21 protein-coding genes and 1 pseudogene are annotated in these 25,696 nt (G+C 62.3%); 9 read left to right on the top strand and 13 right to left on the bottom strand.

Annotated features, from left to right (window positions below; all coding sequences use genetic code 11):
• From BFE01S_RS34225 to xylA, 8 genes and pseudogenes are all read right to left on the bottom strand, one after another.
• Nucleotides 1-671: ATP-dependent Clp protease ATP-binding subunit (locus tag BFE01S_RS34225; protein WP_169742701.1), on the bottom strand; the 671-nt coding region annotated here is incomplete at its 3' end.
• A gap of 491 nt (nt 672-1,162) precedes the next feature.
• A complete protein-coding gene (locus BFE01S_RS34220; protein WP_028229371.1) occupies nt 1,163-1,531 on the bottom strand; it encodes a DUF1493 family protein in 369 nt (122 codons plus the stop codon).
• A 1-nt stretch (nt 1,532) separates the two neighbouring features.
• Nucleotides 1,533-1,745, bottom strand: a pseudogene (locus BFE01S_RS46690) (STM2901 family protein); the annotation flags it as partial.
• A gap of 295 nt (nt 1,746-2,040) precedes the next feature.
• Nucleotides 2,041-3,240, bottom strand: coding sequence for a sugar ABC transporter permease (locus tag BFE01S_RS34205; RefSeq protein ID WP_028229370.1), 1,200 nt, complete (start codon nt 3,238-3,240; stop codon nt 2,041-2,043).
• Entirely contained in the window at nt 3,237-4,778 is a 1,542-nt protein-coding gene (gene xylG, locus BFE01S_RS34200) for a D-xylose ABC transporter ATP-binding protein (protein WP_407668259.1), read from the bottom strand. The genes BFE01S_RS34205 and xylG overlap by 4 nt, the downstream gene beginning before the upstream one ends.
• A gap of 85 nt (nt 4,779-4,863) precedes the next feature.
• Nucleotides 4,864-5,892, bottom strand: a complete 1,029-nt coding sequence (gene xylF, locus BFE01S_RS34195) for a D-xylose ABC transporter substrate-binding protein (RefSeq protein WP_028229368.1) — start codon at nt 5,890-5,892, stop codon at nt 4,864-4,866.
• A 188-nt stretch (nt 5,893-6,080) separates the two neighbouring features.
• Nucleotides 6,081-7,571 (bottom strand): xylulokinase, encoded by a 1,491-nt coding sequence (gene xylB, locus BFE01S_RS34190; protein ID WP_028229367.1) that lies wholly within the window; start codon nt 7,569-7,571, stop codon nt 6,081-6,083.
• 71 nt (nt 7,572-7,642) lie between these two features.
• Nucleotides 7,643-8,965, bottom strand: a complete 1,323-nt coding sequence (xylA, locus tag BFE01S_RS34185; RefSeq protein WP_028229366.1) for a xylose isomerase — start codon at nt 8,963-8,965, stop codon at nt 7,643-7,645.
• 273 nt (nt 8,966-9,238) lie between these two features.
• Here xylA and BFE01S_RS34180 point away from each other — a divergent pair, with 273 nt between their 5' ends.
• Nucleotides 9,239-10,459 carry a XylR family transcriptional regulator gene (locus tag BFE01S_RS34180; RefSeq protein WP_028229365.1) on the top strand — a complete coding sequence of 407 codons (1,221 nt, stop codon included), beginning with the start codon at nt 9,239-9,241 and terminating at the stop codon, nt 10,457-10,459.
• Between the two features lie 70 nt (nt 10,460-10,529).
• Nucleotides 10,530-11,594 (top strand): aldose epimerase family protein, encoded by a 1,065-nt coding sequence (locus BFE01S_RS34175; RefSeq protein WP_028229364.1) that lies wholly within the window; start codon nt 10,530-10,532, stop codon nt 11,592-11,594.
• A gap of 32 nt (nt 11,595-11,626) precedes the next feature.
• Here BFE01S_RS34175 and BFE01S_RS34170 read toward each other — a convergent pair whose 3' ends face one another.
• The 5 genes from BFE01S_RS34170 to BFE01S_RS34150 form a co-directional block, all read right to left on the bottom strand.
• Nucleotides 11,627-12,481 carry a 3-hydroxybutyryl-CoA dehydrogenase gene (locus BFE01S_RS34170; RefSeq protein ID WP_028229363.1) on the bottom strand — a complete coding sequence of 285 codons (855 nt, stop codon included), beginning with the start codon at nt 12,479-12,481 and terminating at the stop codon, nt 11,627-11,629.
• Nucleotides 12,482-12,622: 141 nt separating this feature from the next.
• Nucleotides 12,623-12,943, bottom strand: a complete 321-nt coding sequence (locus tag BFE01S_RS34165; protein ID WP_028229362.1) for a DUF190 domain-containing protein — start codon at nt 12,941-12,943, stop codon at nt 12,623-12,625.
• A 39-nt stretch (nt 12,944-12,982) separates the two neighbouring features.
• A complete protein-coding gene (locus BFE01S_RS34160) occupies nt 12,983-13,549 on the bottom strand; it encodes an acyloxyacyl hydrolase (protein ID WP_028229361.1) in 567 nt (188 codons plus the stop codon).
• An 876-nt stretch (nt 13,550-14,425) separates the two neighbouring features.
• On the bottom strand, nt 14,426-15,358 hold the full coding sequence (locus BFE01S_RS34155; protein WP_028229360.1) for a DMT family transporter: 933 nt from the start codon (nt 15,356-15,358) through the stop codon (nt 14,426-14,428).
• 573 nt (nt 15,359-15,931) lie between these two features.
• Nucleotides 15,932-16,342, bottom strand: coding sequence for a hypothetical protein (locus BFE01S_RS34150; RefSeq protein ID WP_156967259.1), 411 nt, complete (start codon nt 16,340-16,342; stop codon nt 15,932-15,934).
• Nucleotides 16,343-16,774: 432 nt separating this feature from the next.
• On the opposite strand from BFE01S_RS34150, the gene BFE01S_RS34145 reads away from it, so the two are divergent.
• From BFE01S_RS34145 to BFE01S_RS34110, 7 genes are all read left to right on the top strand, one after another.
• Nucleotides 16,775-17,131 (top strand): hypothetical protein, encoded by a 357-nt coding sequence (locus BFE01S_RS34145; protein WP_028229358.1) that lies wholly within the window; start codon nt 16,775-16,777, stop codon nt 17,129-17,131.
• A 214-nt stretch (nt 17,132-17,345) separates the two neighbouring features.
• The gene (locus BFE01S_RS34140; protein WP_028229357.1) at nt 17,346-17,621 is read left to right on the top strand and encodes a hypothetical protein; all 276 of its coding nucleotides are present in this window, start codon (nt 17,346-17,348) and stop codon (nt 17,619-17,621) included.
• Nucleotides 17,621-18,265 carry a tail assembly protein gene (locus BFE01S_RS41345; protein WP_042339661.1) on the top strand — a complete coding sequence of 215 codons (645 nt, stop codon included), beginning with the start codon at nt 17,621-17,623 and terminating at the stop codon, nt 18,263-18,265. The genes BFE01S_RS34140 and BFE01S_RS41345 overlap by 1 nt, the downstream gene beginning before the upstream one ends.
• Nucleotides 18,266-18,386: 121 nt before the next feature.
• Nucleotides 18,387-21,218 carry a phage tail length tape measure family protein gene (locus BFE01S_RS34130; RefSeq protein ID WP_028229356.1) on the top strand — a complete coding sequence of 944 codons (2,832 nt, stop codon included), beginning with the start codon at nt 18,387-18,389 and terminating at the stop codon, nt 21,216-21,218.
• Between the two features lie 129 nt (nt 21,219-21,347).
• Nucleotides 21,348-22,823, top strand: a complete 1,476-nt coding sequence (locus BFE01S_RS34125; RefSeq protein ID WP_028229355.1) for an HK97 family phage prohead protease — start codon at nt 21,348-21,350, stop codon at nt 22,821-22,823.
• Between the two features lie 56 nt (nt 22,824-22,879).
• Entirely contained in the window at nt 22,880-23,128 is a 249-nt protein-coding gene (locus BFE01S_RS34120; protein WP_028229354.1) for a hypothetical protein, read from the top strand.
• A gap of 283 nt (nt 23,129-23,411) precedes the next feature.
• Nucleotides 23,412-24,764, top strand: a complete 1,353-nt coding sequence (locus BFE01S_RS34110; protein WP_028229353.1) for a phage major capsid protein — start codon at nt 23,412-23,414, stop codon at nt 24,762-24,764.
• Nucleotides 24,765-25,696: the final 932 nt, after the last annotated feature.

The raw sequence follows: 25,696 nt of genomic DNA, 5'->3' as shown, positions 1-25,696 counted from the left end.
TGCCGCAGCGCTTCGGGCGTCACGCCATACTTCTTGAGCAGCGTGCCCGCGAGGCTATCAGGCACGGCCGCGAGGCCAATCAGCAGATGCTCGGGGCCCACATACGAATGGCCCAGGTCGCGCGAAGCCTGAAACGCGTACTGGAATGCTTTTTTCAGGCGCGGCGAGATCGTCATTTTGTCGATGGGCGCATCGGGAGCGGCGTTACCTTCCTTGGCGTGCTCGTCGATGTAGCTTCTGATGTCCTGCGGCGAGAGTTTCAACTCCTTGAGGAGTGCTGCGCATACATCCGTATCGGCCAGCACGTAGAGCAGATGTTCCGTGTCGAGTTCGTTGCGGCGCAACTCGTGCGCCTTTTCCGCCGCGCGCTGCAGCAGTTCCATCGTCTGCTCGCTGAACGCGTCGGTGGCATCGACGGATTCGCGCGGCACTTCGGCGGCGAGGCCCGCGAGTTCGTCGTCGTGCTCGCCTTCGCCGCCCACGCCGCCGAAAAAGCGCGACAGTCCGCCGCCACCCAGCAGCGAATCGAACGGGTTGAGCATGCTTTGATGACGCATCAGTTGCCGGTAGTCGTAGTCGCAGATCGACATGGACTTGCGCTGGCCGTTTTGCACGACAGTCACGCGCGCAACGGCAGGCCGGGCATTACAGATTTCACAGAGGACTGGCATGGTCGACTTGTCTCCAGTTCGGAGCCGCACGGCGCACGGCCGTGAAGCTCGGCGCGACACGTAGGTGCGCCGGAAAAGCGACAAAGCGGCAGGCGGCGCGAGCAACGCGGCGCTGCGGCGGACGAGCCCCATGCCGGCGGCGAGCTTGCGCGCGTGCGCATGAGCCGGACGGCAGAGGTCGAAAACATTGTGGCAGGAATTGGCGAGACTCGCGCGCTATGTGCAACGCGCTTGCGCGCGCGGGGAAAATGGGCGGGATGGCGGCCCCGTCCCGAGTGCGCGCTCACACGTGAACATCAAAGCGCGCGGGCAGAACACGGGGAGCGTGGCAGCGGGCCATACAGACATGGCAGGAATGGGCCGCTACCGATACCTCATACGTGACTCGTTTGCAATCGTGGCGTTGGCATGGCCTTCGATTACGCGAATACAAAATCGCCGTGAGGACCTGATCTGATTGTGACTGTCACAAAGCGTCCCGCCTTCGCAAATTAGTTGCGCGCGCTCGCTGCTTCGATTTCCGCCGTATTCCATTTGCCGCGCCGCATGGCCTCAGCCAGCATCCCGAGTGTGATTGGCACGAGCGGAACATCGCGGAACTTCTTCGAGAATAGCCCTGCGACCGCACGCACAACGTCCAGAGAATCCGGGCCAAAATACCGGGAATACGGAAAACCATCCGGAGCCTCGATGTTGAACTTTTCAGCCCACTTGTCGATGAATTCAACGGCGTCCACACCGGTCAGCCGTAAATCTTCTTCGATGCGTGACCGCGGATTGAGCTCAAGGCGCCCAAACAACGGGCAGCCCAGTTCTTCACGTGCGAAAGCCTCAAGCGCTTCCCAGGTCTGGTCTGCCATGTCAAGGAACCCTGTCTTCAGCCTTCGCGAGGCGGTTGTACGTAAAAATCGTCTTCTGCATGATCAAGAATGCGTCCCAGCCCAGCATGACTATCCCGACTACCGGAATAGTCCGGCCCACAAACGCTCCCAGACTGCGGGTCATGGCGATTCGCAGTCCTCCCGCGCCAGCCTTCGCGATGGTAGGCAGTCGTATCGCCACTCTGAACGGTAATCTGATTACCTTACCGTACCGCCGTGGCCTCTCGAAATACATCGCAATCTTGCACGTGCGCTGCTTGCGATACCTCAAAGCCCCTCTTGATAGCGCTTCGGACATACCAGCGAATCAGCGCCGAGCGTACTTGCTTGCTCACGTCTCAAGCCAATCCTCGACCCGGACAACGTCCAGAAGGGCATCCCGGATCAATATCGAAGTCCTGGACCAGATGAAACCAATATCCAATCCCGCGCGCGGCAGCACCGCACAACCGTAGCCGGGATGCTGCGCGCGCTGCAAGCACATCCCCTCACCTCCGGTTCGACCCCGACACCACATCCACCCACACCGCCAGCACGAGAATGCCGCCCTTCACGATCATCTGCCAGTAAGCGTCCACGTCGAGCATCGACATGCCATTGTCGAGGCTCGCCATCACGAGCGCGCCGATGAGTGCGCCATACACCGTGCCGGAGCCGCCCCGCATCGAGGTGCCGCCGATAAAGCACGCTGCGATGGCATCGAGCTCGCCCATGGTGCCCGCCGAAGGCGACCCCGCCGCAAGGCGCGCCGTGTTGACGATGCCGCCGAACGCGCACATGAGCCCCATCAGCGCGAAGATGGCGAGCTTCACGCGGTTCGTGTTGACACCGGAGAGGCGCGTCGCTTCCAGATTCGAACCCACCGCATAAATGCGGCGCCCGAACACGGTTTGCGTCGCGATCCACGTAAAGACGCCCACCAGGGCGAGAAGCAGCAGCACGGGCACGGGAATGCCGCCATAGCTGTCGAGCACCACCACGAACGCCAGCACGAGCGCGCCCGCGCCGGCGATCTTCACGCCGTCCTGCCAGAGCGGCACCACGGGAAGCTGGTAGCGGCGCCGGCTCGCACGCTGGCGCACCGTGAGTAGCGCGAGCAGCGCAAACAGCACGACCGCCAGCGTGTCGCCCACGAAACGCGGCAAATAGCCCTGGCCGATGAACACGAAGTTATCCGAGACCGGCGCGATGGTCGAACCGCCCGTAATGCCGAGCAGAATGCCCCGGTACGCCAGCATGCCGCCCAGCCCCACGATGAACGACGGCACGCGCCGGTAAGTGGACCACCAGCCGTTGAAGAGCCCGACCACTACGCCGAGCGCGAGCACGGCGGGTACGGTCGCAGCGATGGGCCAGCCGCGATTGGCGTCGAGTATGGCCGCCACACCGCCGAGCAGCCCCAGCAGCGAGCCCACCGAGAGGTCGATCTCCCCGGCGATGATGACGAACACCATGCCGCACGCGAGCATCCCCGTAATCGACATCTGCCGCAGCAGGTTCGAGACGTTGCGCGGCGTGATGAACGCGCCGTGCGTGAGCACCGAGAAAAACGCCCAGATCGCGGCCACGGCGATGAGCAGCGCGAGGATCTTGTAGCGCGCGAACAGTTGCTGAAAGCGCATGGCGAAACCGCTGCCGCCGTGCGGCGCGCCCTCGCGCGCGGGTTGGGTCGTGACGTCGGGGGTCATGCTGCACTCGCTCTTTCAGGTTGACGGCGCGTGCTCTGGATCGCCGCGCCGAGTATATGTTCCTGCGTGAGGCCTTCGTTGACGAAGTCGCCGCGCAGCTCGCCCTCGCCGATCACCAGCACGCGATCGCTGATACCGAGCACCTCCGGCAATTCGGAGGACACCATCACGATCGCCACGCCGCGTTTGGCGAGCTCGAACATCAGCTTGTAGATTTCGTACTTGGCGCCCACGTCCACGCCGCGCGTCGGTTCGTCGAGGATCAGCACCTTCGGGTTGGTCAGCAGCATCTTCGTGAGCACGGCTTTCTGCTGGTTGCCGCCCGAAAGGCTCGCAATCGAAAGCATGGGGTTGGCCGCGCGCACCGAGAGCCGCTGCATTTCCGTGCGGATCGTATCGAGTTCGGCGGCGGCATCGATGCGGCCGCCCTTCGCATAGCGCTCCAGCACCGAAAGCGTGATGTTGTGCCCCACCCCCAGTTGCGGAACAATACCGTGGCGCTTGCGGTCTTCGGGCACCATCGCAATGCCCGCGCGGATCGCGTCGAGCGGCGAGCGGATCTTCAAGGGCTTGCCGTCGAGCAGCACCGTCGCCGAACAGGTGCCCGCATACGCGCCGAAGATCGCCTGCATGGTCTCCGTACGCCCGGCGCCCACCAGTCCCGCCACGCCCAGGATCTCGCCGCGGCGCACCGCGAACGACACGTCGTCCACGCGCTTGCGGCGCGGGTTCGCCACGTCGTAACAGGTCACGTTGCGGGCCTCGAACATCACCTCGCCGATCGCGTGCGGCTCGCGCGGAAAGAGATTGCGGATCTCGCGCCCCACCATCATGGCGATGATGCGATCGGTGGTGAGCGAAGCCATCGGTTCGGTGGCCACGTGCCTGCCGTCGCGGATCACCGTGACGGTGTCGCACACCGCATCGACCTCGTCGAGCTTGTGCGAGATGTACACGCAGGCCACGCCGCGGCGCTTCAGATCGCGCACGATGTCGAGCAGGATCTTCGTTTCGGCCGCGGTGAGCGACGACGAAGGCTCGTCGAGTATCAGGAGCTTCGCGCGCTTGTTGAGCGCCTTGGCAATCTCGATCAGTTGCTGGTGGCCGCCGCCGTAGTTCATCACGGGCTGCGCCACGTTGATCGCGTCGATCTTCAGTTCGCGCAGCAACTCGTCCGCGCGCCGGTACATGGCCGCATAGTTCATGCGCCCGCCCGGCAGCGTGATCTCGTTGCCGAGGAAGATGTTCTCGGCCACGGTCAGCTCGGGCACCAGCATCAGTTCCTGGTGAATGATGACGATGCCCGCGCGTTCGGTGTCGCGCACGCTCGACGCCTTGAGCGGCGCGCCCTCCCAGCGGATCTCGCCGTCCCAGGTGCCGTGCGGGTACACGCCCGAGAGCACTTTCATGAGCGTCGATTTGCCGGCGCCGTTCTCGCCGCACAGGCCCACGCATTCGCCGGGCCGCACGGTGAGGTCGATGCCGTCGAGCGCCTTGACGCCCGCGAAAGACTTGACGATGCCGCGCATCGTCAGCAATGGTTCGGTCATACGCATTCCGCCTCGCTGCAAAGGGCCCGGTGCGCGGCGCCGCCAGCGCGCCGCACACGCGGGCCGCCCGACGTTACTGGCTTGCCAGTTGTTGCTGCGTATAGAAGCCGTCCTTGACCACGATATCGACGTTGCTCTTCGTGAGCAGCGTAGGCTGCAGCAGGATCGTATCGACCTTCTTCCTGCCGTTGTCGTATTGCGCGTTATACGCCGGCGTCTCGCCCTTCGCGAGTTGCACCGCGAGCTTCGCGGCCTCGCCCGCGATCAGCTTGAGCGGCTTGTACACCGTCATCGTCTGCGTGCCCGCAATCACGCGCCGCACGGCCGCGAGGTCGGCATCCTGGCCCGAAACCGGCACCTTGCCGGCGAGATGCTGCGCGGCGAGCGCCTGGATCGCGCCGCCCGCCGTGCCGTCGTTCGAGGCCACGACCGCGTCGATCTTGTTGTTGTTCGCCGTGAGCGCGTCTTCCATGATGCGCAGCGCCGTGGAAGCGCTCCACTCCGGCACCCACTGCTGGCCCACCACCTTGATGTCGCCGCGGTCGATCGCGGGCTTGAGGACCTTCAACTGGCCTTCGCGCAGCATCTTGGCGTTGTTGTCGGTGGGCGCGCCGCCCAGCAGGAAGTAATTGCCCTTCGGCTGCGCGTTATAGACGCCCTGCGCCTGCAGTTCGCCCACCTTCTCGTTGTCGAAGGAGATATAGGCGTCGATGTCGGCATCGAGGATCAGGCGGTCGTACGAGATCACCTTGATGCCGGCCTTCTTCGCTTCGGCCACCACGTTGCCGAGCGTCTTCGAATTGAACGGCACGATCACGATCACGTCCACACCGCGCGAGATCAGGTTCTCGATCTGCGAGATCTGGCGCTCCTCGCTCGCGTCGGCCGACTGCACCGAAACGGTCGCGCCCATTTTCTGCGCGGCGGCGACGAAGTAGTCGCGATCGCGCGACCAGCGCTCGACGCGCAGGTCGTCGATGCAGAAGCCGATCTCGGGATGATCCTTGCTCGCATGCGCGAGCGGAGCGGCAAGCGAGAGACTCGCAAGCACGGCCCCACATATGAGCGAACCCAGAACCGAACGACGTTTGGTCAATTTCATGTCTCCACTCCTCTTGATGGTCGAAAGCCGCTTGCGCGCTGTGCGGCAAAGCGGCACTGCCAGGGTTGCGAAACGCAGGCGCGCGAACGGGCATCCGCGTGCACGACGTAACGGCATATCAACAGGACTACTATGTAAGAGCGACTCGAAGGGTCGCGTGGCTTCTTGCGTAACCGGCGCCGGTACAGTCAGGCGCCGGTGGCAAAAACAGGTTCTAATGCACGATAGAGCCTATGAAACGTGGGACGGCGTGCCTCGCGATACCAGGCATGGCGCACGGCATCCGGTTCGCGTACCGCGATGACGGGCGGCTGCGGGCACACGGCTTCGAGCGCCGCCTGAGGCTCGAGCGCGAGGTGAGCAAGGCGAGCGGCGCCCAGCGCGGGCCCCACCTCGCCGCCCGCGCGCAGCGTGAGCGCACGGCCACTGATGTCGGCAAGCATCTGCGTCCAGTACGCACTGCGCGACCCGCCGCCGATCACCGTGATCGAGTCCGGCACGAGGCCGGCGGCATGCAGCGCATCCATGCCGTCGAGCAGCGCGAAGCCCACGCCTTCGAGCATTGCGTTCGCGAGATCGGCACGCGAGGTCTGCGGCGTCATGCCGTAGAAAACGCCCTTGGCGTTGACGTTGTTGTGCGGCGTGCGCTCCCCGCTCAGATAAGGCAGGAACCACGGGCGCCGCGCATCGCGTTCCTCGTTCGCGTTGGCTTCGGCATCCGCCAGCAGCGCCGCTACACTCTCGTAGCCGCTCAGTTGCGCCGTGAAGTCGAGACAACTGGCCGCGTTGAGCATCACCGACATCAAATGCCACGTATGCGGCAGCGCGTGACAGAAGCTGTGCACGGCCGAATCGGGATTGGCGCGAAAACCGTCGGACACCGCGAAATAAACGCCGGACGTGCCGAGCGAGAGCATGGCGTCGCCGGGGCGCACGATGCCCACGCCGACCGCGCCCGCCGCGTTGTCGCCGCCGCCCGCCACCACCGGCACTTCGCGCAAACCGAATTCGCGCGCCAGGGCCGGCAGCAGCGTACCGGTAATCTGATTACCCTCGAAAACGCGTGGCATCTGCTCGCGCGTCAGTCCGCATGCGGCCAGCAAGGCATCGCTATAGTCGCGCTTCGCGATGTCGAGCCAGAGCGTGCCGGCGGCGTCGGAGGCGTCGGTCGCAAAGTCGCCCGTCAGCAGATAGCGCAGATAGTCCTTGGGCAGCAGAACGTGCGCGATACGCGCGAACACCTCGGGTTCGTGCTTGCGCACCCATAGCAGCTTGGGCGCCGTGAAGCCCGGCATGGCCAGGTTGCCCGCCACTTCATGCAGTTCGGGCACCGCGCGTTCGAGTTCGAGACATTCGGCGTCCGAGCGGCCGTCGTTCCACAGGATGGCGGGGCGCAGCACTTCGCCGTTTGCATCGAGCAGCGTGGCGCCATGCATCTGCCCCGTGAGGCCGATTGCTTCGATCTGTGCAGCGCCGATGCCGGCACCGGCGGCCTGCGCGATCAGCGCGCGTAGCGCGATGCGGGTCGCCTCCCACCAGTCTTGCGGCGCCTGTTCGGACCAGCGCGGGTGCGGCCGGCTTGCCGTGAGCGGCGCGCTCGCGCTGCCGAGCACGTCGCCCGCACGGTCGAGCAGCACGGCCTTGACGCCGGACGTGCCGAGGTCGATTCCGATGAACATGTCTCCGTCCTTGTCAGCCGCGCGTACGTGTGTACGCGCGCTGTTTTCTTTGTGTTTTCTTTGCGTCGGATTCAGCGCAGCCCGTAGATCGCCTGATTGACGATGTTTTCGAACCGTTCTTGCTGCCCGCTTGCGTGATGCGGGTTCACACCATGCGCAGTGGCATCGGCGGCAAGGGACGAGAGCGAGTAGCCGCCCGCCAGAATCTTGCGGCCGAGCTCCGTATCCCAGCCCGCATAGCGTTGCTTGCGCAACTGGTCGAGGCGCTCGTTCTCGACCAGGACGGCGGCGCGCTCCAGCGCGATCGCCAGCACGTCCATCGCGCCGACGTGCCCGTAGAACAGGTCTTCGGGATCGACGCTCTGGCGCCGCACCTTCGCGTCGAAGTTCATGCCGCCGGTCGTGAAGCCGCCGTGACGCAGGATCTCGTAGAACGCGAGCGTGAGTTCTTCCACGCTGTTCGGGAACTGGTCGGTATCCCAGCCGTTCTGCTGATCGCCGCGGTTGGCGTCCACACTGCCGAACACGCCCAATGCGTAGGCCATGGCGATTTCGTGATGAAACGAGTGGCCGGCGAGCGTCGCGTGATTCGCCTCGATGTTCACGCGAATCTCGTTCTGCAAGCCGTACTGCGTGAGAAAGCCTTGCACCGTCGCCACGTCGTAGTCGTACTGATGCTTGGTGGGCTCCTGCGGCTTGGGTTCGATCAGCAGCGTGCCCGTGAAGCCCGTGCTGTGCTTGTGCTCCACCACCATCGAAAGAAAGCGCGCGAACTGTTCGCGCTCGCGCACGAGGTCGGTATTGAGCAGCGTTTCATAGCCTTCGCGGCCGCCCCACAGCACGTAGTTTTCGCCACCCAGTTTGCGCGTGGCGTCGAGAGCGTGGCACACCTGGGTCGCCGCATAGGCGAACACCTCGGGGTTCGGGTTGGTCGCCGCGCCCGCCGCGTAGCGTGGATTCGAAAAGAGATTCGCCGTGCCCCACAGAAGCTTCACGCCGCTCGCCTGCTGGCGCTCGCCCAGGTAATCGACCATGCGGGCGAAATTTTCTGTGTAGTCCTTCAGATCGTTGCCTTCGGGCGCTACATCGGTGTCGTGGAACGTATAGAACGGCGCGCCGAGCTTCGAGAAAAATTCGAACGCGGCGTCGGCCTTCTGGCGTGCCCGCTCCATCGCGTCGCCGGGCTGGTGCCACGGACGATGGAAGGTGCCCTGCCCGAAAATATCGATGCCGGGCCACACGAACGTGTGCCAGTAGCACACGGCCACGCGCAGATGCTCTTCCATCGTCTTGCCGAGCACCTTTTTCGAGCGGTCGTAGTAATGGAAAGCGAGTGGATTGTCCGACTGCGGACCTTCGTAGCGAATGGCGGGGATGGATTCGAAATACGACATGGCGTCTCCAGTCATGTTGCGGCGCAACGATACGCGCCGTTCTGTGTGACGCCATACTGCCCGCCCCGGCCAAAGCGCGGCAATTGCGAAATTGCGGGAGCCGGATAATGTTTCCTGCCAGCCGGACGCGAGCGCCGCACGCGCGGCGCCATGTCGGCCTAAAATAACCGCACGCTTAATACACCGGTCCCTAAGCGTTCACCGAGTGCCCCTGGGTGTTCCCTGAGGACCGAACGAGACACCGCCCGCCGCGCCCACGGCCCCCGACCGCTCATGAACCGCGCCCCCGCCTCCCAGACGTCGCACCGCATCGCACTGCTCTTCAACGCGAACAAGGTCTATGACCGCGAAATCATCGCGGGCATCGGCCAATATCTGAGCTCCACGCGCGTGGCCTGGGACCTCTTTCTGGAGGAGGACTTCCGGTGCCGCCTCGCGGGCATCGAGCGCTTCGACGGCGACGGCATCATCGCGGACTTCGACGATCCGGCCGTGGCCGAGGCGCTGGCCGGCTGCCCGCTACCGGTCGTGGCCGTGGGCTCCTCGTTCGAAGACGCGGCGCAGTACCCGCCCGACGTGCCCTACATCGCCACCGACAACGCCAAGCTCGTCTCGCTCGCCTGGACCCATCTGATCGGCGCGGGGCTGCCGCATCTCGCGATGTACAGCCTGCCCGCCGCGCAGGAGAACCGCTGGGCGCAGGAGCGCGAGCACGCGTTCCAGAAACTCGCGCACGACGAGGGGCTCGATGCGCCCGTGTACCGCGGGCTCGCGACGAGCGCCCCCGCCTGGAACCAGGCCATCGAGCAGTTGAGCGAATGGCTGCACGCTTTGCCCAAGCCCGTAGGCGTGATCGCCGTAACCGACGCGCGGGCGCGCCATCTGCTGCAGGCGTGCCTCATCCACGGCATTGCGGTGCCGGAGCAGGTCGCGATCATCGGTATCGACAACGACCCGCTCATGCGTGCGCTCACGCGCATTCCCCTTTCGTCCGTGATCCAGGGCACGGGGGAAATGGGCAAGACGGCCGCGCACCTGCTGCACCAGATGCTGCGCGGCGCGCGCTTTCCGGGGCGCCGCATCCTCGTGCCGCCCGTGGGCATCAACGTGCTGGAATCGACGGAACACGAGCCGCTTTCGAGCCCGCACGTCATGCGTGCGCGGCACTTCATTCGCCAGTACGCCTGCCAGGGCATCAAGACCGAACAGGTGGCCGATTACGTCGGCATTTCGCGCTCTTCGCTGGAGGAGTATTTCCGGCGCGAGCGCCATTGCACCGTGCACCAGGAAATCCTGCGCCACAAGCTCGATGCCGCGAAGGCCATGCTCGCGAACCGCGACGCCGCGAGCGCCGAGGTGGCCATCCGCTGCGGCTTTACGTCCGTGCAGTACATGTACGCGGTATTCAAGCGCGAACTGGGCTGCACGCCGCGCGAGTATCAGGACAGCGCAGCACCGGCCGCCGCCGCGCCCGACACCGTCTTGCGAACCTGAAGCCCGCCACCGAAGCCCCGAACCCACGCGCCGGCCCAGGCCGCCCACGACTTCCACCGAACTGCGCCCCATGAACAGCCTCGCCCGTCTGCCTTCCGAACCGTGGGGCACCCTGCCCGGCGGCGACCCCGTCCGGCTCTACACGCTGCGCAACGCGCAGGGCATGAAAGTGACGATCAGCGATCTCGGCGCGACGCTGGTCTCATGGTTCGCGCCGGACCGCGCCGGGCGCCTCGCCGATATCCTGCTCGGCCACGACACGCCCGCGGCCTATTGCGAGGCCAGCACCTACATGGGCGGGCTGATCGGCCGCTGGGCCAACCGCATTGGCGGTGCGCGCTTCACGCTCGACGGCATCGACTACACGCTCGATCGCAACGAGAAGAACAATCTGCTGCACGGCGGCGCCAATGGCTTTCATCGCGCGCTCTGGCAGGTGGTGGACGACCGCGGCGCCCTCACGCTGCGGCTCGACTCGCCCGAGGGCGACGGCGGGTTTCCGGGCAACGTCAGCGTGCAGGTGCGCTACACGCTCGACGAAGACGGCACGCTCACGCTCGACTACGAAGCGCAAACCGATGCGCCGACGCCGCTCAATCTCACGAGCCATCCCTACTTCAATCTTTCGGGCGAGCCGCATTCGGATATCCGCGGCCACGTGCTGACGATCGACGCCGATGCCTTTCTCGAAGTCGATCCGCAGATGATCCCGCTGGGCGTGGCGGACGTTTCGGGCAGCGCGTTCGACTTCCGCCACGGCGCGCCGCTCGGCGCGCGCCTCGACTGGCCGCATGCGCAGCTCGCGCGCGCGGGCGGCTTCGATCATTGCTACCGCTTGCGCGAATCCGGCGGCTCGGCGCCGCGCACGGTCGCGAGCGTGTACGAGCCCGCGAGCGGACGCGAACTCGTTGTGACGACCGATCAGCGCGGCCTGCAGTGCTATACGGGCAATTATCTGGAGGGCATGCCGGGGCGCCACGGCACACCTTGCGTGCGCCATGCGGGCCTGTGTCTCGAAGCCGGCGGCTTCCCGAACCAGATCAACATGGGCGAACCCGAGCACGAAGCCGCGGTGCTGCGTCCGGGCGCAACCTATCGACAGGTGACGCAGTACCGCGTGGGCGTGCGGGCCTGAGCCCGGCGCCGAAGACCGGGCTCACGCGCGCATCATTTGTCGTACTGGTAAACGCCGCGCCCGGTCTTGCGGCCGAGCTGCCCCGCCGCGACCATCTCGCGCAGCAACGGGCAGGCGCGGTACTTCGAATCGCCGAAGTCCTTGAGGAACACGTCCATCACCGAAAGACAGACGTCGAGGCCGATCAGGTCCGCCAGCGCGAGCGGCCCGATCGGGTGATTCGCGCCCAGCTTCATGCCCGCATCGATCTCCCCGGCGCTGGCAGTGCCTTCGGCCAGCACGAAGAACGCCTCGTTGATCATCGGCACGAGGATACGGTTCACCACGAAACCCGGCGCATTCTTCACGTCGATCGGCGTCTTTTCGAGGCGCTGCGCAAGCTCCCGCACGTCCGCGGCCACCTGCGCGCGCGTCTGCAGCCCGCGTATCACTTCCACCAACGGCATCATCGGCACCGGATTGAAGAAGTGCATGCCGATGAAGCGCGACGGATCGGCCAGCGTCGTGGCGAGCGCCGTGATCGAGATCGACGAGGTGTTCGATGCAATGATCGCGTCGGGCCGGGCGGCCGCTTCGATCTGCTTGAGAATGCGCGCCTTGAGTTCGGCGTTCTCGGTGGCGGCCTCGATCACGAGGTCCGCGGCGGCAAGCCGCTGATAATCGGTGGACGTTTCGATGCGCGCCAGCGCCGCATCGCGCACGGCCGCGTCGAGCTTGCCCTTCGAGACGAGCCGCTCCATGCTGTGCGTGAGCGTTGTCACGCCCTTCGCGAGCGCGGTGTCGCTCACGTCGATCATTACCGCCTTCAGGCCGGCCACCGCGACCGCCTGGGCAATGCCGTTGCCCATCGTGCCCGCGCCCACGATCCCTACCGTTTCGATTGCCATGCTGCGTCCTCGCTCCACTGGTCTGCGATGCCGGCCTGTCGCATGTCGGGATGCCGGCCGCGGCGCGTGCTGCGCCGCATCAACTGCAGACAGTGTAGCGGGTTAGGGAAAAGTGGCGGGCCGTCCGTGTCGGGCGAGCGTTCAGGGGGCGCCGATATGCCCGAACTCGAGCGGCGTGCGCGTGTAAAAGAGCGGGACGCCGCCCTGTCCGAGGGTGACCAGCAAGGCGTCGATGGCGGCGTCTTCGGCCACGACCACCACCATGGCCGGCTCGTCCGCCAGTTCGAAGAAACGCGCGGCATGCACGCGCCCCTGCGCGTCCACGCCCTGGCTGCCTTCCATCACAGTCGCGCCGTGTACACCCGCGGCTTTGGCGACCTCCAGTATCCAGTCGATGGCGGACCGGTGGCCGTGCTTCAGGTTGCGGCTTGCGTAAAGCGTGAGTTGACTGCCTGTTGCCATGAAAGCTCCTCTTCGGGCGCAGCCCCCGCGCCACGAATCCTAGAAGTTGTACTGCACGTAGATCTCGCTGAAATCAACGCCGGGATTCGGTTCCTTGATATCCGCATTCGAGAGGTGCTGGAAGCGGAACCCGGCCTGATAGTTCTGATGTTCGCCGAACTGGGCGCCCACGCCAACCATATCGGCAAACTGGAACGACGACGACATCGTGCGATCGGGCGTCTGCCGCACATGGGAAAGCATGCGCACGCCCACGCCCGCTTCGAAGAACGGCCGGAACCAGCCGGTATCCTTGATGATGCGGAACACCGGTGTCAAGCCGAATTCCCAGATGTTCGGATGCACGGCATCCGGCGCCTGCAGATCCCAGTACGCCACGTGCGCTTCGCCGACCACCGTGAAATGGAAGCCCGCGAAATGCCACCACTGGAGGCCCGGATCCCACACGAGGCCGAGATCGAGTTTCTTCACGTCGTGATCGGCTACGCCGGGCGCAAGCTGTATGCCGAACTGGTCCGCCTGCGCGCCGGCGGCTCCCAGCGCGAGGAACGCCGCTAGCGCCCCTCGCACAGCATGTCCCTGCCAGGCCGATTTCTTCTTTGCCATATAAGTCCCCGATACGAACGTCATTGCACGACGCCGGCGTACTGAACACCGAGTGCGGCACGCTGCCTCGGCCGCCCCGCGCATGGGCAGCCGGTACCGCGCTCATTTGCCGCACGGTCGCATGGCAGCGGACCGTCGTGCGTTGCTTCAATGGTTCGCACTGCGCGTAAGAGACGATAGGTCCCCTGCGCAGCGCGGGGCTAAAACTACCGGTTCTTCTACGGCCGATAAACGTTAAATGACGCAATTCATCGTTACGCTTTTGACACCATGGCCGCATGCAAGACTCAATCGACAGGACATGCGAACTTTCAAAGCGCGGATGAATACGTCGCCCATCCTTATCCTTGCAACAAGGGAAGGAAGACCCGAGGTCAAACGCCGCCAGTTTAGACGCGAATTAACGAACCTGCCGGGTACGGTGCCATCGTGACCCTTATGGGGCGCGGGAGACAAGGGAGTCAGGAGGAGTCGCGCGCACAGGCGGCTGACTGATTGCTTTCAAAGCCGCAACCAGGCACTGGGTATTCGTTTATTGCCTGGAGGAGTGTCGGTATATTTTTCGCACGAATCGCGCCATTACGCAGCGAATTACCGATTGCTTTCATTGAATCTCGCGAGCTGATATTGCTCCGCACATCGCATCGATATCAATACGCGTTACGGGATGGCCGGTTATGCTTTTGCGGCTTTTTTAATCAGAGTAATAACGCTGCAGTAATGCACATCACGACAGAACAACCGTGCAGGACATCACTGCGAGAGAGCACTACGAGAGGTCACTGAGAAAGGTCACTGCGCGAGCGAAAACGCTGGCTCGCCGCGCGCGCATCCCATGCCTCTCGCGGCGAAAGCCATGGGAACTGAGGTGCGCGACTACTGCCTGGCCCCGTCCCGCCGCGCGCCCATGCCGGGCAAACGCTTGATGAAGCCCGTTGCGAGCGCAGTGCCGGCCAGAATGGTGAGGCACGCCGCGACCATGCCCGGTGACACGCGCTCGCCGAGAAAGAGCGCACCCCACAGGATGCCGAACACAGGAATCACGAACGTCACCGTGATCGTGCGGGCAGGCCCGATGGATGCGATCAACTGGAAGAACAGCAGATAGGCCACCCCGGTGCACGCGACGCCAAGGCCCAGCACCGCCCCCCACGCATGCAGGGAGACGGGCGTGGCGGGCCAGGTGGCAACGGCGAACGGCAGCAGCACGACGGTCGCGGCGGTCATCGTGCCTGCAGCCACGGTGAGCGGATCGACCCCGGTGAGGTTGCGCTTCGTGTAGCTCGCGGCAATGCCGTAGAGCAGCGTCGCGCCGAGGGCCGCGGCGGCCGCCAGAGCGGTGGTCATGGGCGACGCACCTTCGCCCGCATGCGTGGCGATCTGGTCGCCCACGAGTGCGAGCACGCCCGCGAACCCGACTGCCAGCCCCGCCACACGCAGGCCGCTCAAGCGGTCCTTGAGCCATAGATACGCGACCACCGCGCCCCACAGCGGCGTGGTGGCATTGATGACCGAAGTGACGCCCGCCGAAAGGGTCAACTCGGCCCAGGCGAACAGGCAGAACGGCGCCGCGGAGTTGAGGATACCGACCACGAAGAGCGGCACGGCACGCTCGCGCAGCGTGCCAAGCGCTTCCCGCGGGGAGCGGCGCGAGAACAGCACGAGCAGCAGGAACGCGGCCCCGATGCCCACGCGCAGCGCCATGAGGGGCGCCACGCCAAAGTCGGTCACGCCGATGCGGATAAACAGGAACGACCCGCCCCAGAGGGCGGCAAGAACGAGCAGTTGCGCGAGATCGACGGGATTCATGACTGGGGCTCGGGATAGGCTGGCCGGACGCGTCCCGGGCGGGCGCGTGCGGGTATCGTAAGGCGTGCGGTGCGCGCCTCATAGCGATGTATTTTCACCGATATGTGAGAAAAATTGGCAGCCGGATCTTGCGCTGTCATTCGAGGGGGATGGGGTTCAGCAGGGTCTTTCAGGTGGGCTCGCAGGCGTCTTTTATGTAGCAATCCTGATTGATTGACGCCTGATTACCCGGCACGCTTTACGCCAGGGAGGGGTATAGAGTATCGAAACACATAAAAACAAAGCCCGCGCAATCTTGCGATTACGCGGGCTTTATTTTTCTGGTCGGGGCGAGAGGATTTGAAAGCATCAAACCCTTACCAATCAATGACCTACAAAGCGAAATGCAGTCGGCGACAAGCCGGAGTGTCACAGTTTACCAGCGGGGTAAAAGGCCAGCAAGCTGCGCCAGACGGCCCACGATAGCCGCTCGACCGCCTGCAATAGTTCGCCGTGCGTCAGGATATAGCGATTCCGCAAGTTCCGAACAATATCGGACGTGCTGTGCTTGGTCGCAAACGCTCGCTCTCCGGCCTAAGCCGAACCTTGTTTCTTACGCCTAGCGTCAACCCCTGCGAGGATGCTACGGCCCGCCAATGCTTCAGCTTCGCGGGCGCTTTCCTCGGCAGCTTCGCGGGCACTCTGCCGGAAGACAGCTACGTCTAGAATTTTTTGCAGATCCTCGTCAAAACCGCCCCGCTTAAGCAAACCGAGCACCAGTTCCCGATCCTGGACGGGGGCATCAAGTAGGTTGTACTCGATACATTGATCCACCAGACGGCGCAAGAGGGCAGCACTGTTGATCCCATCCAGGGACGCAATCGCCTTAAGCGCCGCGATCTGAAACGGCGTCATGCGCGTCTGAACTGGCAAATTTTCCGGATTGCTCCGGGAGCCGTTGGTGATAGTGGCCGACATTTTTATAGATGCTTCAATAGGATGCATGGATTCTACTCCACAGAGAGCAAGGCAAACCAAAAATATTTGTTTACTTGTAGTGAAGGTTGGCTTTAATATTCGCTCCATGCTGATCGACAAGGATCGGCATCCGCTCGGCACAGCGACCGGGGCGAGTAGTAAGCGACATGGTTACGGCCTACCAGCCCGGCGCGTAAGTCCTCCTCGGAGGCAAGAACGGGATAAAGAGTCGGAGTCGCGGAGGGAATCCAAAGCAAAGCGAGACGCCACGGAACAATGCGACGCCGGGATACAGAAACGCACCCGGCATGAATCGACGGCAGCGCAGCGCGTGAGGAACGCGAGCGGGCCGACGAGGTAATCGATTCGTAAAGCAGGTTTCAGGTGAGGCGGCGCAGCAGTCACGCCCTCCCCTCCCGGAGCCTGTTTCATCAATCGAAGAACAGGAGCAGAAGCAACATGCACGGTGAACACATCAAGCTTGTCCTCGCATCTATCGCTTTCTCGAACACCGGAATCGGGTTCGAAATTTCCGATATGGCCCGCGACGTTGGCGACGCATTGCCCATCGATCCTATAGCGGAGGTCCTCGCATCGAACAAGCCGCCCCGGGATGAAGATGAGGCATACGACGCTTGGGGGAGCGCGGTAGCGGTACGGCAGGTCGAGCTATCGAGGCGCGCTATCCAGCTTGCGAAAGAACTGGACGCGCTCATGCGAAGCTGGCTTGCGCTTGACCATGCGAGCCACACGCCGATTGCAGGCTGGCAGGACGGGTTGTTCGGACCGTTTGTCGCACCCGTGATAAACCATTGATTAATCTGATTTTCACCAATTTGGTGAAAGTTAGTATTGCGCTATAGGGAGACGAGACTCCGGTAAGTGTCGGCGCAGACCCTCGGTTCGCACCTTCAAGCCTTCGCTTGCTGCCTCCTAGAACGGACTGCGTGAGCCGTGATCGGGTTACGCCACTGCTGTAGGGCGCGGCCCGAAAGTTAGTCCCGGGCTATAGGGAGACGAGCGAATCCGCATGCATTCCCACCGCGAGCAGTTAGCGCCGTGCGCCTTGATCGGGCGTACCCGCTACCTGTTCTTTCTTTATTGTCTACAACTTGGAGATACTTTGAATAAACACGAAGTCCCCGACAAGCCGTATGAGCTTGAGCGGGTCGTCAGTACGCGAATTAAACCGGAGACCCACAAGGCCCTACGGCAAGTGGCTGCGCAGCGCGATTGCAGCGTAGCGGCGGTATTTAAGGATGCCTTGGCGCAGTACCTCGTGCAGTACCGGGAGTGTGCCGCCTAATGGCCGTCCAACTTGCGGATCAGGTCCGCACGATCCGACTCTACGGAAAGCTAGGCGCGCAGTTCGGGCGCGTGCATCGATATGTGGTGAATTCTCCGCGCGAGGCTATCGGCGCGCTTGCGGCGATGGTTCCAGGCTTCGGCAAGGAGCTAATGACGAGCGAGGGGCGGGGCATTCGCTATGCCGTGTTCGTCGGTAAGCGGAATATCGGGGATAAGCAGCTAGAACACCCTAGCGGCTCGTCGGACATTCGGATAGCTCCGATCCTGGCCGGCAGCAAGCACGGCGGCATTTTCCAGACCATCTTAGGCGGCGTAATGATGATCGCAGGGGCGGCCATGATGTTCGCCAGCCCAGGCATGGCCCCTTTCGGCCGGATGCTGTTTGGCCTCGGCCTTGGCGTCACGCTCGGGGGCGTAGCGCAAATGATTAGCCCGCATCAGCAGACCCCGCAGAACCTTCGATCCTACAACTTCAACGGTGCCGAGAACACCACGGACCAAGGCGGCCCTGTGTCTCTGCTTTATGGGGAAATGCGCGTTGGTTCGACCGTGATTAGCGAAGGCTTGCTTGCTGAGGATGGCACCGCGCAACTCGTGGGTAACAACTACGTGCCGACGACTACGGCACCTACCGGGAGCTAACTGCAACACCAGACAGGCAGGCCGCCGATCCTCTGGCCAAGCCGATGCAGTCGGAATCAATTTCCGATCAATCAACTTAGGACTACATCATACGTAAGAGAACTCTCGGTGAGGTCGTCGCTTGAGCGATACCAATAACCAGACAATCAAGTACTCCGTCGATGCTTCGGGTGTCGAGGCCGGAGTAAGCAAACTTGTCTCCGCACAGACTCGCGTGAATCAAGCTATGGCGGATTCTGCGGACCGGGCGGCGAAACTGAATAAGGCCGAGCAAGCCCTTGCGGACCAGGGCCTGTCTGCTACGACGCGGCAGCTAAACGCCGTGATCGCGCAGATGGATCGCATGCGCGACGCCATGACTAAAACGCAGGTAGAACGGTTCTCCGACAAGCTAGGTAAGCTCGGTTTGGGTAATGCGTTCTCGTCGGAGATTGTTGAACTCAAGGAGCTTGAGCAGGCCGCCAAAGGCGCGCATAGTGGTATGGCGGGCGTTAGCCGAGAGCTTCTGGTGATGAGTCACGAAGCCATTACCGGTAATTTCTCGCGCCTTGGTGGCTCGGCTATGGTGCTTGGTGAGCGTATCGACATTATGGGTAAGCTCGCCGCCGTGGGTGGACTGGCTACAGTTGGTGCGTTGGCTGCGGCCGGAGCCGCCGTCTATGAGTTTGTCGAAGGTATTCAGGCGGCTAACTCTCGTGTCGGAGCATTTGACGCGGCGATGAATGACACGATGGGCTACGCACGACAAACGCGGGAGTCTATTCAAGAGCTTGCAGAGGGACTGTCACAGCGATTCGGGGTAAGCGTTGGTCAGGCTACCGACGACCTTAACCAGCTTGTTGCAACGGGCAAGGTAACTGCGGATATATTTCCTCAAGTCGGCACGGTCGCTACCGCAATGGCTAAATCGACTGGCGAGGCGTTCGATAAGGTACTGGCGTCTCTCCTCCGTCAGCAAGAGGATGTGAAGAAGGCCGCAGCGGAATACCAGGCTTCCCACCATTCGATGACAGATGCGCAGATGTCGCTTATCGATTCGTTGACGAAGGCGGGCCAAGCTCACGCAGCATATACGGTCCTCATTCAGCAGCAACTGGCGGACGTAGAGCGCGCAACCAAAGAGAGTACGTCGCATCTGGCTGGATTTTGGGATGACGCGACGGCGGGTATTCAGCGATATTTCCGCGCGCTTGCAGGCAAGTCTACCGACCTTGACATCCTTAACGATCTAAAGGCGAAGCAATCTGCACAGCAGAGCGGGCGCACAACGGGCGACTACACGGACTACGGCCCGTTAATTGCCGCACAGCAGAAGCTCGTGGACGGGAATCGCGCGGAGCAGAAGCAAGCTTCCGAGAATGCCGCACAGAACGCCTTGCTGGCCGACTCTCTTACGACTGTCCAGGCGGAGTACGAGCGGACGCTTAGCCCGCAGCAACGGCTGACAGAGGCGATTACGCGTGATAACGCTGTGATCGATACGCGGATCAAGCTGCTTTCCCAGGCCGGCAAGTTGACGGACTCCTCACGGGCACAGTTAGAGGCGCAGCGTAAGCAGATGATCGGCTTCGACACGGACCGTATTACGCCAGCGCACAAATCGGACAAGAGCCGGGTGGCCGCTATCAATGCGGATACGCAAAGCTCCCTCGAAATGCGCCGGCTGATCGAGCAGCAAGAGCAACAAAAGCTGCAATATCAGCGGGAGCTTGGTCTTGTGTCTGAGCGGCAGTACTACGCGCAACTTCACCAGATTCAGGTTGACGCCTTGAATCAGGAGGTTGCGGACGCACAGAAGCGAGCCGATCTCTTGAAGGGTTCGAAGGATACCGCAGCGTACAAGCGCGCACAGGGTTCATTGGCTGTCTTGCAGCAACAGCGCGCCGGATTGGATCAGACTTACAGCCAGCAGACAGGCACGCTAGATTTCAACGAGGGTTTGGCGAACCGCCGCGAGCAGGCCGGTAATGCTTTCCAGCTTACGCAGCTTCGTGCCAGCATGACTGCTACTGACGATACGCGCGACATGTCCGCCGTGCAGAAGCAGCAGTACGACGAGCTTTTCCAGATCAGGCAGCAGTATGCGCAAAAGGTCGAGCAGCTTTACGAGCAGTACGGGCTTGACCCCGCGTCTGATCAGAAGGAGTACGCGGACAAGCTCAAGAACGCTCAGGAGTATTACGCTCAACTGCTACAGACTCGTCAGCAAGCTATCGACGCTGACAATACGCGGCTCAATAGTTACACGGGCCAGATGCGTAGCGCCATATCCGATGTTAGCAATGCGGGTATCACGAATGCCCAGGCTACGGCGGAGGCTTTCACGACTGCGTGGCAGGACTCCTCGAATGCACTCAATGATTTCCTGACTACGGGCAAAGGTAGCTTCGATCAGTTCACGGCAGCGATTCTCGCGGACATGGCAAAGATCGCATTGCAGCAGGCCGAAATGGCTATGTTCAATGCGATTGTGGGCGGAGTCGGCTCCCTGTTTGGCCTCGGCGGTGCGGGGAACTTCACCGGCGGTACAACGCCGGCTACGTCCGGAGACCCCTTCATAGGTGCGGGTGCTTTCGCTACGGGCGGACACATTACCGGGCCGGGCACGGGAACGTCCGACAGCATTCCGGCGATGCTCTCAAATGGCGAGTACGTCATCAACGCTGCGGCGACGAAGAAGTACCGGGGCCTCTTGGACTCGATCAATACGGGCAAGCTCTCGCACTTCGCTACAGGCGGCGCGGTCGGTTCGGTGCAGTCCTCGGCGGTATCTTCCAGTAGTGGCAGCAGCCCTGTGTCCATCGTCGTGCATAACAGCGGTGGCGGCAATATGACGGACCAGGACGCGAAGGACTTGCATAAGCTCGTGCAGTCATTTGTGGATCAGCGCCTGTCCTACCAGATGCGGCGCCAGGGCGGCTACGCGCAGCAGATTCGTTACGGCCAGATTTGATAGGGGCACAGTAACAGCAGTACGTAGGTTAGGCCGTCTGTGGGTGCGACTGGCCTAGCCGATGACGATTCGCACCATTCAAACAACGCGGGGGCTTTGGTCTGTCCCGCCATCCTAATAAGGACTGCTTTGCAAAAATCAATTTCGACATTTGAGATTAAATCTCTCGATGAAGAAAAGCGCGAAATCGAGGGTGTTGCCTCTACGCCTACCCCGGATCGCGTCAAAGATGTGATCGACCCGATGGGCCTCACATTTGCGCCGGAAGTTCCGCTCCTCCTGAATCATAAGCACGATTTACCTGTAGGCACGGTGCGATTCGGTAGAGCTACGTCGAAGGGCCTACCGTTCAAAGCGAAGATCGCCAAGGTTACGGAAGCCGGTACGATCAAGGACCGAACTGACGAAGCTTGGGACAGCGTGAAGCATGGGCTTATCAAAGGCGTCTCCATTGGGTTCATCCCGAGCGAGGCAAAGCCCCTCCCGAGTGGCGGCGTTCACTTCGCCAAGGCCGCAATTCACGAGCTGAGCTTGACCTCGATCCCGTGCAATCCGGACGCGCGTATCACCGCCTTCAAATCCACCGAACTCCACTACCAAAAGGACATGCCTATGATTGAACCGATTCGCCTGAAAGACAACACCTTTATCCGCGCTGCCATTGCCAAGGCTGCTGTAGGAGGAGCCAATGCGGGAGGCTACGCCGCCGAGAGATGGGGTCAGCACTCCGCAGCAGCGGCGTACACCAAAGCGGCGGTAGCGCCGATGCTGGCCGGCACGGACGCAGCCCCGCAGGGCCTTGCAGTCGGTACGATTAGCCGGTCCGAGTTCGTGAAGGCGGTGTTTAGTCAGTCGATCCTCGGACAGATGGCGGGAATCGTCCAGGTTCCGGCAATCACCCGCATCAATACGGAGGTATCGCCCGTATCCGGTGCGTTCTTTGGCGAGGCCACGCGGCCGCCGCTCGCCCAGGGCGATATCGGCGTCTATCTTGTGGACAAGCGTAAGGCCGGCATCATTGCTGTGTTGTCACGGGAACTCGTGATGCTGACCAACGACAGTGCAGAGGCCACGATTACGGGCGTCCTTGTTCGCGCCCTGAGTCGGGGTATCGATGCGGCGCTGCTCGGCTCGCAAGCGCGGGATGTCGTCTCTCCGCAAGGCCTCGCCAACGCCGCTGTCCAGATCGGGGCAAGCACTACGGTCAATGCCAGCTTTAACGCAGGCGTGGAAGCCTTCACGGGCGACCTCACGCAAGCCCACGTTCTCGTGAACCCGCTTACCGCCGTGACGTTGCGCAGCCCGACCGAAACGCAAGTTACGGCGCGCGGCGGTGTTTATGGCGGTCTCCCGGCGATCTGCTCGTATGGTGTCCCGGTCGGTCAGATGTTCATTGTTGATGCAAGTCGTATCCTCGCCTACATCGGGGACGCTGTTGTAGACGCCATGGAACACGCAGATATTTACGGCCTTGCTGGTGTAGCCGCTAACGTACCGGTGAACATGTTCCAAACTGCCCAAGTGGCCATGGCGGCGCAGCAGTACGTTGATTGGGAACTCGTTCCGGGCGCAGCCGTGCAAATCGCTCTGCCGCCCGCGTCGTAATTCACCGATCGTAACCGGGGCCGTAATCGGACCCATAACATTAGGAATGCATATAAATGCAAGAAAAAATTCTGGCGACGGAAGCCGTACCCACGCTCGAATCCATCCGCGCCATGTTGGCCGCGAAGAACCGACGCATTATCACACTTGAATCCGCTTTGCCTACGCTCGGCGGAGGCCTCGTAGCGGAGGCGGTCATGTTCTATCTGATCGCACTAAATACGGAGTACTTCGCGGCGTGCAAAGCCCTCGCGGAGATTGCGGGCGAAGCGCACGAAAACAATGCCGAGGCGGTGGCCGCTTGAGCCTGTACGACCTCGCCGGGAGTCGCGACGCGGCTCACCTGAGCGCGCTTGTGAAGGCCGCAGACCGTGATAGCGCGGAGTGCCGCGCGCGCATCGCACGTAACGACCAAATCAAGGCAGCGTGCCAACTCTCCCTGATCCGTGCGCAGCCTGAGGAAGCGGAGCGCGAGTGAGCCGCGCGAATCGATCTTTCGTCTAAATCGTAGCACCCCGTAAACACCAGAGACCGCCTTTAATCGCGGCTTACTTCTTTTTCTCATCATCTAAATAAGGACTATAAAGTATGAAAATTTCCGCTCAAATCAAGGCCCTGACGATCAAGCTCTCGGAAATCGAAGCCGAGCGTAACGAAATGGTCATGCTGTCGGCGACCGCAGGCAAGGCGCTTACGGCAGAACAGGTTACCCGCGCCGAAGCGATTACGCAGGAACTGGAGGCAGGTAAAAAGCAACTCGCTGTGTTGAGCGACGTTGAAAAGTCGCTCGCGGCACAAGCCGTAGCAATTCCGAGGAGCGAAGCCGCAGCGGCCGCAAATATCAATATCACGGGTACTTCCCGCGTCTCGGTCGAGCGCAACGCCCCGAAGGGTTCGATCATGACGCGCTTTGCCATGCTGCAAGCTAAGGCGAAGGGCAACCTTACTCTTGTCGGTAATCTCGCAGAACAGCACTATAAGGATGATGACAAGTTGCAGGCCTTCGTAAAGGCCGCGGTTGCAGCAGGTACGGCGAGCGTAGCCGATTGGGCAGGCTCGCTGATCTATCCGCAAGAGTACTTGTCGGACTTTATCGAACTTCTGTACCCGCAGACGGTTCTCGGCCGCCTCAATCTCCGCAAGATTCCGTTTAATGTGACGGTGGCAGGACAGACGGGCGGTACTTCGGTCGGCTGGGTCGGTGAGGCGAGCCCGATGCCGGTTACGGCAGCAGCCTTCAATCGCATCTACCTGACGCACACGAAGATTGCGGCACTGGCAGTCCTTTCGGAGGAGCTTATCCGATTCTCGAATCCGGCGGCGGAGGCCATGGTGCAGGCGGACTTGCTCAAGGCCGCGTCTAAGGGTCTCGACCTGTCGTTCCTCGGTAACGCCGCAGCAGTCGCTAACGTGTCGCCTGCCGGTATGCTAAATGGCGTTACCGCCTTCGCCGCTTCGGGCACGACTTGGCTCAGCGTCATCACGGACGTACAGGCGCTGCTGGCCCCGTTCATCGCGCTTAACTATGACGTGACGAGCGCTGTTATCGTCATGCAGCCTTCACTTGCCCTGTCCATTGGGCAACTCCGTAACGCACTGGGTGGCCAGTGCTTCCCGAACCTGGATATGGAGGGCGGCACGCTGCTCGGCATCCGCGTTATCACGTCGAACAACGCTGCTCCGGGCACGATGACGCTCTTCATTCAGGATGAAATCTACCTGAGTGAAGACGCAGCGCCGCAAATCGACCTATCGAAAGAAGCGTCGATCATCATGGACAGCGCCCCGGCCTCGGCCTCGTCTGCCCCCGTGTCGATGTTCCAAACCGGCCAAGTAGCAATCCGGGTCACGCAGATGATTAACTGGCAGCTTCGCCGCTCGGCCGGTGCGGCCTCGCAAGTTACCGGCTGCGCCTACGTGTCCGAAGCCCCGGCAGCATAATGCCCCTGTTGCCCCGCGCAAAGCGGGGTCTATCTATTAGGATATCTAAATTGATAATCTTGTTTGTATGTTCGGGTGCGGATGGATAGCGTAGCCAGCCAGAAGGCGCCACGTCCGTATCCGGATCGTGCGTTCCGTGTCAGCGGGTATGGTGCATGGCGGCTCATGTCTGAGTCGCAGGCGTGCGGCATGAGCGCAGCGCAATACTTCCGACGCAAAGCCCGCGCCCTCGGCCAATCGGTCGGCCCGCAATTCACCGTCAGGGGCGCTTCGTTGGATCGAGAGTTCCGCGCCGGTATCCACCCCAGCGACGTTAGCAAGCTTCACTCGGTCGCAGATAATCTGCGCGTACCTCACCGCACTATATGCGAGCTTGTAGCCTGCTGGAATGCGCCGGAGGGAGCAATATGAGCCGGAGTCACCTTCTCACGGCGGCCCATATGCTGTACCTGCCAACTGACGAATGGCGTGACGGGAAGCGACGCGCACGCGTCAACATGCGGCTGCGCAGCGACATCCTCACCCGATGTTACGGACCGGGACTTACGTGCAATTACACGTCTCCCGCCGATGCTGACACGGCGTGTCTGACGGCAGCACGGACGGCGACGGGCGAACTGGGTGAGTCGTTACGGGATGCCCAGGCGCATCTACGGAGTGCCGCGAGGTACCTGCATCAGCTATGCAGCCGGCAACAACTGTCGAATCGTGATGTAGCAGCCGAGGAGGTGCTAATACGCGTGATCCAGTGCGAAGTGAGACAGGCGATGAAGCTACACGACCAGCACGGGGTAGCGAATGAGGCTATCTAACGATAATAACGTTTGCCCGTCCTGCGAAGAACGCTTCAAGTCCTCGCGAGCATTCGACATGCACCGGACAGGCGCTTACGGTCGAGTCGGGCCAGATGGAAAGTATCTACCGCACGATAG

The organism is Paraburkholderia ferrariae NBRC 106233, assembly GCF_000685035.1.
Taxonomy (GTDB): Bacteria; Pseudomonadota; Gammaproteobacteria; order Burkholderiales; family Burkholderiaceae; genus Paraburkholderia; species Paraburkholderia ferrariae.
This window is presented reverse-complemented; position numbering and strand designations above follow the sequence as displayed.